Genomic DNA, 12,264 nt, shown 5'->3' on the forward strand with positions numbered 1-12,264 from the left:
AGTTGATCCGGCAGAGGGAGGGCAGGTGATGCGCGTCAGATTTCTGCGCCGATGGAGCGCCGTCGTTGCCCTTGTCTGTCCTCTCGCCTTTCCTCTGGCTCTGGCGTCATGGCCGGCGCTGGCGGCCTATCCCGACCACCCGATCAAGGTGATCTGCACCTATGTGGCGGGCGGCGGTGGCGACCTGATGGTGCGCTATTACGCGAAGGGGCTCAGCGACCTGACCGGTCAGCCGGTCATCGTCGAGAACCGTCCGGGCGCCAACGGCCATGTCGGCAATCAGGCCGCGATGGATGCCAAGCCGGATGGCTATACGCTGTTGATCACCGGCGCCTCGGCCTATGTCGGCAATCCGCTGTTCATGAAGAGCGCCGATTACGATCCGGTCACGGCGTTGAAGGCGGTAGCGACCTTGAACGAGTTGGGTCTGGCGCTGGCTGTCAATCCGAAGCTCGACGTGCATTCGGTCGCCGACCTGACCAGGTTCATCAAGGAGAAGAACGGCCGGGCCCGCTATGGTGCGCAGACGTCGAGCGCCATGGTCGCCGCCAGCCTCTTTCTGCAGAAGATCGGCGCCGAGGCGACACAGGTTAACTACAAAAGCGCTGGCGATGCCGCCGGCGACACGACCGCCGGTCTGATCGATTTCTTCTTCCCCGACATTACGCTGGCCATGGCGCAGGCCGCGCAGGGGCGGCTGCGCCTGCTGGCCTCGACGCCGGCCACGCCGGTGTCGGCGGCGCCTAGCCTGCTCACCATGCAGCAGGCGGGCGTGCCCGACTTCGCCTATTCGGTGATCTGGGCCGCCTGGTTTCCCAAGGATACGCCCGATGCGATCGTCAACCAGATGCACGGCTGGCTGACCGAGATCGTCAAACGGCCGGAGACCAAGAAATTCCTGTTCGGCGTCGGCGCCGATCAGCGCATTTCGCAATCGCCCGAGGATATGGCGCGGATCGTCAAAGCCGAATTCGAGAACTGGAAGAAGATCGCCGAGGCGGCGAAGATCCAGAAGGAATAGGCGCCACGCGCGATCCTGATCGCTTGCCGCAACCTTGGTGTCATACCGGACACGCAAAGCGTGATCCGGTATCCAGGGGCAAGTGGTCGGATGCCAAGTGACGGCCGCTCATAGGCCTGCAAAGCGAATATGTCAGCGTTTGCCCTGGATCCCGGATCACCTGCTGCGCAGGCGTCCGGGTGACACAGAGCAGGCGACTAAGGCTACGTCACCACGGACTCAAAGAAGCGCGGCGACAGTTCCGGTCCCCATTGCGCCAGGTTTTCCTGGGTGGCTGGATAGTCGCCGGGCGGCACGCTGGCGTTGAGCAGGTCGCCATCGGCGTAGTGTTCGAAAATATGGCCCCAGGGGCTGCGCCAATAATCGAAGACCTGGCTGCCGAGCAGGTGGCGGCCAACACCCCATTCCTGCTTCCAGCCCTTGCCCTGTAGCCAATAGTGCCCGAGCTGAACGGCATCCGGATCCTGCACTTCGAACGAGACGTGGTGGACGTTGATGTCGCCGGGGGCGTGCAGGGCGAAGATGGTGTGATGATCGGCCGGCTTGTCGCCGCGATTGCAGCGCATGAACGTGCCGAGCGTCACCTTCGGATCGTCGGGCACGTGCAGGCGGTCCGTCACCAGCATGCCGAGCGTGTTGACGAACCAGTCGCGGGCGGCGCTGCCGTCGGTGAACTTCAGCACGCAGTGGCCGAGCCGGATGATCTTGGCGGACTCGTTCTTTGGCCGTTGCAGTTCGAACAGGCGGTTCTTCTCGTAGCCGAAATTGATCGCCAGCGGGTCGCGGATGTCGATGCGCTCGGTGCGCTTGATGCCATGCACCAGATCGATCCGATAGCCGTCGGGGCCTTGCAGGCGCACGCGCTTGCCGCCGCCGGGCGCATCGATGGTCTCGATGGCGGAAGAACCGGGCAGGCGCGCCGCCTCTTCAAGTTCGGCCTCCGAGCCCGCCAACATGCCGACGGCCGCGAAACCGGGCTCGCCTTTCTCGGTCACGTGAAGATAGGGATAGTCGCCGGCGCCGCGCATGTAGAGTTTGTCGGGCTCGCGCAGTGCGCGATACATGCCGAAATCGATCAGAAACTGTTCCATCTTGTCGAGATCGGGCGCCCGATACACGACATAGACGATATCCTGCACCTTGATCATTAGGCGTCCTCCCTGGTGGCCCGCTGGCCTCCCTCGCCGGGCGGTAAGCTTCCACCTTTTTCCCTGGATGTGAAGGCCTTTGAGTGGCAAAGCAGGCCTGCATGGCGAACGTGTCCTGGCGACGTATCCTGGCAGGCGTGGGCAGGCGAATTTTGCTGGAGGAGACGACATGACAGACCAATTCATCCATCCCGAGAAGCGCAAGCGGCAGGCGTTCCGGGCGCTTTTGGCCAAGGACGGGCTGACGGTGATGCCGGGCGGTTTCAGCCCGATGTATGCCAAGATCGCGGCCAGGGCCGGGTTCGAATGTTTCTTTGTCGCTGGATCGCAGATGTCGGCGTTCCTGCTTGGGGTTCCCGATACCGGCGTGATCGGCTTGCGCGACATCTGCGACCATGCCCGCCATGTCGCCGCGCGCTCGGACATTCCGATCCTGCTCGATGCCGACACTGGTTTCGGCAATGCGGTGAACGTGCATTTCAGCGTGCAGGAGATCGTCCGCGCCGGTGTCGCCGGCATGTCGATCGAGGATCAGGAGGCGCCGAAAAAATCCGGCACCAGCGCCGGCCGCCGGGTGATCCCGAAAGAGGAGATGGTCGGCAAGTTGCGCGCGGCCGTGGCGGCGCGTGATGCCATCGATCCCGATTTCGTCATCTGCGCGCGCTGCGATGCCATCGGCGCGGAAGGATCGAGCGCGGAGGATGCGATCGACCGCTGCGTCGCCTATGCCCGCGACGGTGGTGCCGATCTCGTCTGGCTCAACTCAGCCAAGTCGCTTGAGCAATTGCAGGAGGTCTGCAAGGCGGTGCCCGCGCCGGTACTAATGATCTGGGGCGGGACGCCGCCGGGGCCTGACTTCGAGGCGCTGGAGAAAACCGGCCTGCGCATCGCGCTCTATCCGACCTTGGCGGCGTCGGCGGGCATGCAGGCCGCCTGGCATGTGCTGGCCGACTTCAACAAGCGCGGCGTCGCGGCGCTGAGCGACTGGCGCAAGAGCATCGCCAGCAATCCGTTCGGCGCCCTCGAGTTCGCCGAAATGACCGGCTACACCGGCGTGCGCGACCTGGAGGCCAAATATCTGCCGCAGGACGCGCAACGCGATTACGACACGACCTATGGTCATGTCTCGCCGCTGGGCTTCGGCGATGGGCCAGACAAAGCCAAGACATGATCCTAAAGGCTCAGCAAAGGCTCTAGGCAAGGCCCTAGGATGACCGCTGAGCCCGTTCGTCGTTTATTCGACGCTGAGGCCGAGGCTTTGTACCATGGTGCGCCAGCGCGCGATTTCGCGCCGGAAATAGTCCTCGGCTTCTTGTCTGCCCGCGTTCATCGGATTGAAGCCGATAGCGATCAGGCGTTCGCGGATCGCCGGCTCGCGGACGATCTCGTCGATCTGCTTGTTGAGTGTGTCGATCTCAGCGGAGGGCGTGGCGGAGGGGGCGAAGAAGCCGACCCAGGACTGGGCGGTGAAATCCTTAAAGCCGCTCTCCGAGAAGGTCGGGACTTTCTCGATCACCGCGATGCGCTGCGGCGAGGCCACGGCAAGGCCGCGCAACTGGCCGCCGGCGACCTGGGCGGCAAAGCCCGACAGCGACGAGACGACAAGCGGCACATGGCCGCCCAGCACCGCATTGGTGGCATCGGGACCGCCGCGGAACGGCACATGTTTGGCGTCGACCTTGACCAGTTCGCGGAAGAAATATTCAGCCGCGATATGGGAGCTCGTGCCAATGCCGGCGGTGGCGAAGGCGATTTCCTTGCCTCTGTTCTGGGCGACGAAGTCGCTGAGCGACTGCGCCGAACTGTCGGGGTTGATGGCGAACACCTCTGGCGTCGTGGCGACGACGGCGATCGTCTTCAACTCGTCGGCGGAGAAACCCTTGTTGCGATAGAGCGTCTCGTTGATGGCGAGCGCCGCCGTCGACATCAGCAGGGTAGCGCCATCGGGCGTGGCGCTGATCACGGCGCGGGTGGCGATATTGGCGCCGGCGCCTGGTCGGTTTTCGACGACGATCTTGCGCTGATATTTCTCGCCGAGCCGATTGCCGACCACCCGGGCGATGGAATCGGCCGAGCCGCCCGCCGCGAAACCGACGATGAGGGTGAGGATCGAGCCTGGCGTCTGCGTTTGCGCCTGCGCGCTGGTGATCTGCGCACTCGTGCTCGCGGCCAAAAGCATCGCGACAGCGAAAAAGTTCGCCCTCTTCATTCCGTTTCCTCCCCATGTCGGCTGACGCCGTTACAGGCAAGCTAGGACGAGTGTGGCGGGGCTTGCAAGCATAGCCAGGGAGATGCGTGCCGGCGCGTCACGCGAATGTGACCCGGTACTTTACGTTGCGATTTATTTGGCAGTCTTACTTGCCAGCGCTGGCCAGCGTGCGAGCCAATGCCTGTTCGCTGGAAATATGGCTGGAAATCTCGCGCGCCGCCGTCAGCACGATATCCTTGAGCCGGCCGACCATTTCTTCGGGCGCGACGGTGGTGTCGACAGCGGTGACGTTGATCGCCGCGACGATCCGGCCGTTGTTGTCGCGCAGGGGCGCCGCGATGGCGCTGATGCCGCGTTCGAAGAAGGATTGGCTCACCGCATAGCCGCGCTCGCGATCCTCCTTGAGCAGCTTCTTCAGAGCGGGCAGCGTCTTCGGCGTCTGCTCGCTGAAGCGCGGCAGGGCCGGCTCGGGAAAAAGCTCCCGCAGTTCCGTGTCGTCGAGTTCGCAGATCAGCATGCGGCCGAGAATGGTGCCATGCACGGGAAAGCGCGTGCCCACCTGCACGCTGCTGGCCAGCGCCGAATGGGCCGGGAAGCGGGCGAGATAGACCACTTCGCGCCGGTCGCGCATCACCAGATGCGAGGACATGCCGGTGTTGTCGCGCAGTTTACGCAGCGCCGGCTGCGCCACTTCGACGAGATCGAGGGAGGCGAGATAGGCGAAACCGCGGCCGAGCACGGCAGGCCCCAAGCGATATTGCCGGTCGTTGATGTCGCGCTGCAGGTAGCCCAGGGTTTCGAGCGTGTGCAGCAGGCGGAACACCGTGGCGCGCGACAGGCTCAGCTCGCGGGCGATATCGGGCGGTGCGAGAACGGGACGTTCGCGCGAGAACAGGCCGAGGACGGACAGTCCCTGGGTCAGCGCCGGGACAATATATTTGCCCTCCGGCATCATGTCAGGGCCGTTCATCATGTCCCTCCAGAAATGCATCGATGACAGCGTTGAAGGCTTCCGGCATTTCCACATAGACGGCGTGGCCGCCGTCGGGGATGGCCGTGATCGGCGTGCCGGGCCGCGCGGCGGCGACCCGCTCGTTGGCGGCGGGCGGCGTGATCACATCGGCGGTGCCGTAGACGACCTGCACCGGCATGGCGGCGGGTAGGGTGGCGACGTCATCGAGCATGTTGCCTTGCGACAGCATGCGGGCGGCCTGGGCATAGCCCTTGGGATCGACGCTCGCCATGACGTCGACGACCTTGCGGATGGCGGTTTCGCTGGCGCGTGGTCCCAGCAGGCGCGGACCGCGCTTCTCGGCCATGGCGCGCGGGCCAAGCGTCATCACGTCGTCGACGCGGCCGTTGAGCATGCGCGCGCGTTCCTCTGCCGGCAGTTTGGCGTGGCCGATGGCGCAGGAGGCAAGGGTGAGCGTGAGAATGCGCTGCGGATATTGCGCGGCGAAACGCGCCGCCATCAGCGCGCCAAGCGAATGGCCGACCAAATGCACTTGGCCGACACCCAGCCGGTCGAGCAGGCCGGCCAGCGCCTGCGCATAGGCGGAGGCTTCAGGCGCTTCCTCGTGCAGGGGCGTAGAGCCGCCATAGCCAGGCGCGTTCCAGGCGATGGTGCGATGGCGTTGGCCGAAATAGGCGAGCTGCGCCGCCCAGGAGGCAGCCGACGAGCCGATGCCGTGCAGCAGCACCAGCGGCGTGCCGGTGCCGTTTTCCTGCCAGACGATCTCCTGCGTGTCCTGCATCGCACTCACTTCAATTCATGACAAAGCCGCCGTTCACCGGAACGAGCTGGCCGGTGACGAAACCGGCGCCGGGCCCGAGCAGGTAAACGACAGGGCCGGTGACGTCTTCCGGCATCTGCTGGCGCGGGATGGCGCGATTGTTGACGTAAAGATCATGCCGCTCCTGCGGCACATATTCGGTGGATTCGCTGATGACGATGCCGGGCGCGATGGCGTTGACGGAAATGCCGTCGGGGCCGAGTTCACGCGATAGCGAGCGCGTCATGGAGATGATGGCGCCTTTGCTGGCGACATAATGCAGAAGGTTCGGTGCGCCCCACATGGCGGTGTCGGAGGCGACATTGACGATGCGGCCGCCGAGGGTGGATTTCTTCAGCAGGGGCGCCAGCGCCTTGATGACCAGCCAGACGCCCCGCACATTGATCGCCATGACGCGGTCGAACGTGGCGATCTCGATCTCGTCATAGGGCACGCCGCCGATGCCGGTGGCCAGGGCCGCATTGTTGACGAGGCCGTCGATGCGGTCGAAGCGCTCCGCCAGCGCCTTGCCGAAGGCCTCGATCGACTGCGGTTGCGACTGGTCATAGGCGATGAACTGCACGTCGGCGCCACGCTGGCGCAGATCCGCCGCGCAGGCTTCGCCCAGTTTCACGTCGATGTCGGCGACGATAACGGTTTCAGCGCCGGCAGCGACGCAAGCTTCGGCAAAGGCGCGGCCGAGGCCGCGTCCAGCACCCGTGACGACGATACGACGTCCAGTCAGCTCCATTTTAGGCCTCTCCTACGACGCGCGACGGGCGCGGCCGGGCAGCCAATGCAGCACACGGTTTTCAATCAACACGATCGCGCCATAGAGCACGATGCCGATGATAGTCAGCATGATGATGGTGACGAAGACCATCGGCGTATTGCCGGCGCCTTCGCCGAAGGTCAGCAGATAGCCAAGGCCCTGGTTGCCACCGACGAGTTCGCCGACGAGGACGCCGATGACCGCGAGCGTCGCTGCGATACGCAGGCCAGCGAAGAACGGCGGCAGCGAAGCCGGGAATTCGATCTTGCGGAAGATCTGCACCTTGCTGGCGTTGAAGGAGCGGGCCAGGCGGACGATGTCGGGGTCGATGGCGCGCACCGCGCCCAGCACATTGATCATAATTGGAAAGAACACGATCAATATCGCCACGAGAATCTTTGGATAGACCGTATAGCCGAACCAGATGACGAAGAGCGGCGCAAAAGCCACTTTCGGTGCGATCTGCAAGGCCAGGATGTAAGGCGAGAGGACGAATTCCGCCGTCGGCGACATGCCGAGGACGAAGCCGACCGCCATGCCGAGGATCATGCCGAGCACGAAGCCGACAACCACCTGCATGGCGGTGATGCCTGTGTGATACATCAGGCGATCACGCGTCAGCATCTTCAGGAACTCGTCCCAGACTTGGGAAGCCGGTGGGATGATGAATTGCGGAATGCCCAGCGCGCGCGGGCCCCATTCCCAAGCGGCGAGGAAGGCGATTGCCAACACAAAACTGGCAAGCATCATTCGCTGCGTGGAAGGATTGCTGAGTTCGCTACCCATCTTTTAACCCCACCGGCCTAGACCGTCTGATCGATTTCAAAACAACGAGCGCGGGACGCGAAGATTTCCGCATCCCGCTCTTGTGCTACTGCAGGAACTGGTTGGTGTAGAGATCCTTCACCGGCGTCGTCTTCTCGATGATGCCTTCCTTCAGGTAGAAATCCTGAAGCGCCGAGAGGCGGGACTCATCCATTTCGCCCAACACCTTCTGACCCGGATAGACCAGGGTGTCGTAAGCCTTGAAGATTTCCGTCAGATCGGCTTCCTTGCCGGCGAATTCCGGAACCGCCTTGGCATAGTCGACAGCCGCGGCCGCCGGATCATCCATGAGCGCCTTCATGCCCTTGAGGGTGGCGCGCACGATCTTGCGCAGCAGTTCCGGGTTCTTCTGGATGGTCTCGTCGGAAGCGACGATGGCCTGGGCCATGCTCTTGAACACGGTGTCCGACGGGATGGACTCGATGTTCATCTTCGGCGCTTCCTTGCGGGCCTGGATGGTCCATTCCGGCGTGCCGGCCATTGCGTCGGACTGGCCAGCGGCGAACAGCTTCCAGATGTTGACGGGGCCGACGGCCTGGGCGTTGACGTCGTTCTTGGTCATGCCCTGGGTGGCGAGCATGCCGAGGAGGGCGAAGAAGGTCGTGTCCTGATAGGCGAGAACCGTGATGGTCTTGCCCTTCAGATCCTTGACCGAGTTGATGCCCTTGTCCTTGTTGACGGCGAGCTGCATCAGCGCCCGGCCGCCGATCACCGCGATCGCCTTCACCGGCACGCCATTGCTGCGCACGATGATCGGCGTGTCGCCGATGGCGCCGCCAACGATCGCATTGCCGGCGCCGACCTGTTTGGCGACATCGACGCCGCCGCGCGCCACCTGGAAGTTCACGTTGAGGCCTTCATCGGAAAAATAGCCGCGCTGCTTGGCGACCATCCACGGGCCGAAAGCCGGCAGGGAGCCCGGAGCGGGCAGGAGATAGGTAATGTCTTGAAGCGGCGCCTGCGCCATTGCGCTTTGGGTGCCAGCGAGGCCGAAGGAACCGGCGAGGCCGGCGAAAGTCAATGCAAGAATCTTGCGACGCGAATTCATGACCCTTCTCCTGTTTTGATTTTTCAATGAACGTCTTCGCCGATGTTCAGAAGACTCATTAGTTGTGCAATATAGGGGCCCGTTTTCGGGCTCTTGCGGCGTTCCATCGGATTTTCCCGGCCGGGAATATCGATGACGATTTCTTCGATGATCGTGCCGGGGCGCTGGCTCATCACCAGAACACGATCCGACAAAGCGATGGCTTCGACGAGATCGTGCGTGACGAACAAGGTCGTCTTGCCGGTTTCAGCCAGAGTGCGGCCGAGGTCCTGCTGCAATACCATTTTGGTCTGCGCGTCGAGCGCCGAGAACGGTTCGTCCATCAAGAGCACGGCGGGATCGACGGCGAGCGTGCGGGCGAGCGCCGCGCGCTGGCGCATGCCGCCCGACAGCTGGTGCGGGTAGCTGTCGGCGAAATCCGGCAGGCGGCACTTGCGCAGCAGATTGAGCGAGATCACCTTCCGCTCCGAAGCGGGAACGCCACGGATTTCCAGGCCGAACTCGACATTCTGACGGATAGTGCGCCAGGGCAGCAGCAGATCCTTCTGCAGCATGAAAGCGACATGTTCGTTCGGCTTTATCACCTTCTCGCCATCGACGAGAACTTCACCTTCGCTTGCCGGATCAAGGCCCGAGCCCATGTTGAGCAGGGTGCTCTTGCCGCAGCCCGATGGGCCGATCAGCGAGACCACTTCACCATCGGCAATCTTGAAGTTGAGATTCTGCACGGCGGTGATGGTGCCAAAGCGCTTGGCCACATTGCGGCATTCGAGGCGGATCTGCGCCATCGCTGTCAGCTCCGCTTCTCGGTGATGAACTTGCCATCGGGGGCAGGCGTGCTGGCGCTCTTCTGGCGGCGAGTCTTGCCGTCGATGCCACCGGAGATCGCCCATTCGGCGAAGAGGTCAGGGCCAGGCACGAAGTCGCGGGTCTTCCACTCTTCGGTCAGCACGTCCTCGTCGGCGTAATATTCGATGAGGGAGCCGGCCGGATTCTGGAAGTACCAGAAGAAGGCCGAGGAGATCGGATGCTTGCCCGGTCCAAGCTGGGTATCCCAACCGAGCCGCGACATATGCATGCCGCCGCCGAATACTTCATGAATGTCGCGCACAGCGAAGGCGACGTGGTTGAGGCCAGGCTTACCTTCCGGCGTCTGCAACAGGAACATGTCGTGGTGGCCGCCGCGCGGTGCGGTGCGCAGGAAGTGGCCGCGACCGGGATAGCGATCCGACATGCAGAAGCCGATGTCCTCGTAGAACTTGGTCGTCTCGTCGAGATTCTTGGTGAAGAACACCACATGGCCGACTTCGATCGGCGTCGCATGATCGTAAGCCGCGCTGGGCTCATTGACCCGCGAGGCCTTGTCCCAGGTGTTGGTCTGGCCGCCATGCACGTCGATGGCGCGCTTGCGGCTGACGCGGACGCCAACAGCGAGACCGTTGGGATCGGTGCAGAACAAAGTGCCGTCGGCTTCGCGGAAACCCGGCGCTGCCCGCATCTTTTCGCGGCTGGCGGCGATGTCGGCGTCGTTCTCGGCGCTCCAGATCACTTCGCGCACGGTCGGCCCGGCTTCGATCGCCGGCGGCAGGGCGGGGTCGTCATGCAGGCGGACGAAGACCTCGCAGCCATTGAGGGTCTCGAAGTCGAGCGCTGTCTCGGAATCGCGTACCAGCGACAGGCCCCAATCGAGGAAAAAGCGACGGCAGAGGGCGATGTCCTCAACGCCGTACGTCACGCGGTCGATGCCAGATATACTCACGGTCAACTCCAGATGTTCGGGCTGCGGCGAAGTTGGCGGCACCGGAGCGCCGCCACCTCAATCAGCGTGTCAGGCGACCTGTCGGCCGGCTTCGGCCAGGGCGTTGAGCTGCTGGGCCGCCTGGTTCTTCATGACGCGGCGCAGGCGCACGAGACCCATGTCGTGGGCGTAGAGGTTCTCATGCTTGTTGGCGTCGGGGTCGCACGCTTCGAGCATGGTGCGATCCTGTTCGAGCACGTGCCAATGGCGCGCTTCGAGGCGGTTCTTATAGAGGAAGCGCCAGGTGTCACGCTGCCAGCTGTCGACCTTACGGCAACGCCAGTGGATGACCACGGACTTGCCTTCGGAAATCGGCGTGTAGGAGCCGATGATGTGGAAGTTGCCGCCCGGACCGCCGGTCTTGGGATAGGGGATTTCGAGACGCAGCCACGACGTGCCGGTCTGGCCGTATTCGGTCCAATCGAAATTGACGTTGCGCTGGCCTTCCTTCTCGAAAACGAAACCGGCTTCGGTGTCTCGGATGCGGAAGTTGGCCTGGGTGTCGCCAAACGACATGGAATGGGACTGCTTGTGCAGGAAGGTGCCATGCATCGGGTCCATCACATTGTCGATGACATAGCGATAGTCGCCGTTCCATTCGGCATAGCAGAGGAAGGCGCTGAACTCGGGCGAGGTTAGTTCTTCCGGCAGGACCAGTTCCGGCGGCTCTTGATGCAGCTCGTCGCCGACATAGGCGAAGATGACGCCAGCGCGTTCCTGCAATGGGAAGGATTTGGTCGCCTTCGAGCCTTCAAGCTTGCTGCCGGGAGCGCCGGGAACGACGACGGCGACGCCGTCCTTGTTCACTTGCACGCCGTGATAACCACAGGCAATGCGATCGCCCATCAGGATGCCGCAGGAGAGCGGCACGCCACGATGCGGGCAGCGGTCTTCGAGCGCATAGGGCGTTCCGTCAATGCCGCGCCATAAAACCATGCGATAACCGCAGCGACGCAGGGACAGAGCTTTTTCAGTGACGAAATGCGTCGGGCAGATCGCATACCACTGGTTGCGGGGCCCGACGGAGAGAAGCTTTTCAACGGCGATATCGGAAACGGCGGCCATTTCACTCTCCTAATTACGCGCCGAGGCGCTTCATTTCCTGCTGGAACAGTTCCGGCGTCCAAGGCGAGCCATTCGGCGAGGGGACGCAGTCATTGTTGAGCATCTCGCAGATGCTGGGCAGATCATGAATGCCGGCAGCATAAGCTTTCTCGATGCCGTCGCCGAGGAGATTTTCATAATCGGTCGGCTCGTGGTCTCGGGTCTGATGGGGGTTCAGATACTGATCCATCATTTGCCTCCTTTACGCACACGTTCTTTGATCATCTCGCGCACCGGTACGAAATCGTAGGCCGGATAGCATTCGGTTGTAAAAACACCCCAGGCCGAGCGTTCGAGTTCGACGTTGACGGCGGGGATTTTCGAGGGCGGCAGGCGCAGGGTGACGATCTGTCCAAAGCCCATGGCGACGACCCAGGAGACGACTTCCACGCCCTGCGGCGGAAACCGTTCCCACCAATCGGCGTCTTTCAGTTTCGTCTGCACGGCGTCGAGATTGTTGGATTGATCGTGACGGAGAAAAACCGTCATCAGCATCGTTTCCGATGCTGTCTCGCTCGTCGTGCTGCGCCCCTCGTTCGCCATGGACATCCTGCTCGATGACAGTGG

At 63.0% G+C, this 12,264-nt stretch carries 14 protein-coding genes; 2 read left to right on the forward strand and 12 right to left on the reverse strand.

What is annotated here, in order from left to right:
• Positions 1-28: 28 nt before the first annotated feature.
• A complete protein-coding gene (locus BLW50_RS04050; RefSeq protein ID WP_090697802.1) occupies positions 29-1,021 on the forward strand; it encodes a Bug family tripartite tricarboxylate transporter substrate binding protein in 993 nt (330 codons plus the stop codon).
• A gap of 203 nt (positions 1,022-1,224) precedes the next feature.
• Here the strand turns inward: BLW50_RS04050 and BLW50_RS04055 are convergent, their stop codons facing one another.
• Positions 1,225-2,169: a VOC family protein gene (locus BLW50_RS04055; protein ID WP_139267453.1), complete on the reverse strand. Its 945-nt coding sequence runs from the start codon at positions 2,167-2,169 to the stop codon at positions 1,225-1,227.
• A 169-nt stretch (positions 2,170-2,338) separates the two neighbouring features.
• On the opposite strand from BLW50_RS04055, the gene BLW50_RS04060 reads away from it, so the two are divergent.
• On the forward strand, positions 2,339-3,340 hold the full coding sequence (locus BLW50_RS04060) for an isocitrate lyase/PEP mutase family protein (protein WP_090697805.1): 1,002 nt from the start codon (positions 2,339-2,341) through the stop codon (positions 3,338-3,340).
• Between the two features lie 63 nt (positions 3,341-3,403).
• On the opposite strand, the gene BLW50_RS04065 is transcribed toward BLW50_RS04060, so the two are convergent.
• From BLW50_RS04065 to BLW50_RS04115, 11 genes are all read right to left on the reverse strand, one after another.
• Positions 3,404-4,378, reverse strand: a complete 975-nt coding sequence (locus BLW50_RS04065; protein WP_090697808.1) for a Bug family tripartite tricarboxylate transporter substrate binding protein — start codon at positions 4,376-4,378, stop codon at positions 3,404-3,406.
• Positions 4,379-4,523: 145 nt separating this feature from the next.
• Positions 4,524-5,348, reverse strand: a complete 825-nt coding sequence (locus BLW50_RS04070; RefSeq protein WP_210186028.1) for an IclR family transcriptional regulator — start codon at positions 5,346-5,348, stop codon at positions 4,524-4,526.
• Positions 5,335-6,132: an alpha/beta fold hydrolase gene (locus tag BLW50_RS04075; protein ID WP_090697816.1), complete on the reverse strand. Its 798-nt coding sequence runs from the start codon at positions 6,130-6,132 to the stop codon at positions 5,335-5,337. Before BLW50_RS04075 ends, BLW50_RS04070 begins: the two co-directional genes overlap by 14 nt.
• Before the next feature lie 10 nt (positions 6,133-6,142).
• The gene (locus BLW50_RS04080) at positions 6,143-6,901 is read right to left on the reverse strand and encodes an SDR family oxidoreductase (protein ID WP_090697820.1); all 759 of its coding nucleotides are present in this window, start codon (positions 6,899-6,901) and stop codon (positions 6,143-6,145) included.
• 12 nt (positions 6,902-6,913) lie between these two features.
• Positions 6,914-7,669 carry an ABC transporter permease gene (locus tag BLW50_RS04085; RefSeq protein WP_244544132.1) on the reverse strand — a complete coding sequence of 252 codons (756 nt, stop codon included), beginning with the start codon at positions 7,667-7,669 and terminating at the stop codon, positions 6,914-6,916.
• Between the two features lie 124 nt (positions 7,670-7,793).
• The gene (locus tag BLW50_RS04090; protein ID WP_090697827.1) at positions 7,794-8,795 is read right to left on the reverse strand and encodes an ABC transporter substrate-binding protein; all 1,002 of its coding nucleotides are present in this window, start codon (positions 8,793-8,795) and stop codon (positions 7,794-7,796) included.
• 23 nt (positions 8,796-8,818) lie between these two features.
• On the reverse strand, positions 8,819-9,583 hold the full coding sequence (locus BLW50_RS04095; protein ID WP_090697831.1) for an ABC transporter ATP-binding protein: 765 nt from the start codon (positions 9,581-9,583) through the stop codon (positions 8,819-8,821).
• 5 nt (positions 9,584-9,588) lie between these two features.
• The gene (locus tag BLW50_RS04100; protein WP_090708670.1) at positions 9,589-10,554 is read right to left on the reverse strand and encodes a VOC family protein; all 966 of its coding nucleotides are present in this window, start codon (positions 10,552-10,554) and stop codon (positions 9,589-9,591) included.
• Between the two features lie 69 nt (positions 10,555-10,623).
• Positions 10,624-11,658, reverse strand: coding sequence for an aromatic ring-hydroxylating oxygenase subunit alpha (locus tag BLW50_RS04105; RefSeq protein WP_090697834.1), 1,035 nt, complete (start codon positions 11,656-11,658; stop codon positions 10,624-10,626).
• 13 nt (positions 11,659-11,671) lie between these two features.
• Positions 11,672-11,887 carry a recombinase-like helix-turn-helix domain-containing protein gene (locus BLW50_RS04110; protein WP_210186029.1) on the reverse strand — a complete coding sequence of 72 codons (216 nt, stop codon included), beginning with the start codon at positions 11,885-11,887 and terminating at the stop codon, positions 11,672-11,674.
• Positions 11,887-12,240: a hypothetical protein gene (locus BLW50_RS04115; protein WP_090708672.1), complete on the reverse strand. Its 354-nt coding sequence runs from the start codon at positions 12,238-12,240 to the stop codon at positions 11,887-11,889. The genes BLW50_RS04110 and BLW50_RS04115 overlap by 1 nt, the downstream gene beginning before the upstream one ends.
• Positions 12,241-12,264 lie beyond the last annotated feature (24 nt).

The sequence above is a fragment of the Beijerinckia sp. 28-YEA-48 genome, from assembly GCF_900104955.1.
In the GTDB taxonomy this organism is placed as follows: domain Bacteria; phylum Pseudomonadota; class Alphaproteobacteria; order Rhizobiales; family Beijerinckiaceae; genus Terripilifer.

Excerpts from the sequence above, each read along its gene's own strand:
- BLW50_RS04050 (WP_090697802.1), top strand. The coding sequence starts at position 29 with ATGCGCGTCAGATTTCTGCGCCGATGGAGCGCCGTCGTTGCCCTTGTC.
- BLW50_RS04055 (WP_139267453.1), bottom strand. The coding sequence starts at position 2,169 with ATGATCAAGGTGCAGGATATCGTCTATGTCGTGTATCGGGCGCCCGAT.
- BLW50_RS04060 (WP_090697805.1), top strand. The coding sequence starts at position 2,339 with ATGACAGACCAATTCATCCATCCCGAGAAGCGCAAGCGGCAGGCGTTC.
- BLW50_RS04065 (WP_090697808.1), bottom strand. The coding sequence starts at position 4,378 with ATGAAGAGGGCGAACTTTTTCGCTGTCGCGATGCTTTTGGCCGCGAGC.
- BLW50_RS04070 (WP_210186028.1), bottom strand. The coding sequence starts at position 5,348 with ATGAACGGCCCTGACATGATGCCGGAGGGCAAATATATTGTCCCGGCG.
- BLW50_RS04075 (WP_090697816.1), bottom strand. The coding sequence starts at position 6,132 with ATGCAGGACACGCAGGAGATCGTCTGGCAGGAAAACGGCACCGGCACG.
- BLW50_RS04080 (WP_090697820.1), bottom strand. The coding sequence starts at position 6,901 with ATGGAGCTGACTGGACGTCGTATCGTCGTCACGGGTGCTGGACGCGGC.
- BLW50_RS04085 (WP_244544132.1), bottom strand. The coding sequence starts at position 7,669 with ATGCTTGCCAGTTTTGTGTTGGCAATCGCCTTCCTCGCCGCTTGGGAA.
- BLW50_RS04090 (WP_090697827.1), bottom strand. The coding sequence starts at position 8,795 with ATGAATTCGCGTCGCAAGATTCTTGCATTGACTTTCGCCGGCCTCGCC.
- BLW50_RS04095 (WP_090697831.1), bottom strand. The coding sequence starts at position 9,583 with ATGGCGCAGATCCGCCTCGAATGCCGCAATGTGGCCAAGCGCTTTGGC.
- BLW50_RS04105 (WP_090697834.1), bottom strand. The coding sequence starts at position 11,658 with ATGGCCGCCGTTTCCGATATCGCCGTTGAAAAGCTTCTCTCCGTCGGG.
- BLW50_RS04110 (WP_210186029.1), bottom strand. The coding sequence starts at position 11,887 with ATGGATCAGTATCTGAACCCCCATCAGACCCGAGACCACGAGCCGACC.
- BLW50_RS04115 (WP_090708672.1), bottom strand. The coding sequence starts at position 12,240 with ATGGCGAACGAGGGGCGCAGCACGACGAGCGAGACAGCATCGGAAACG.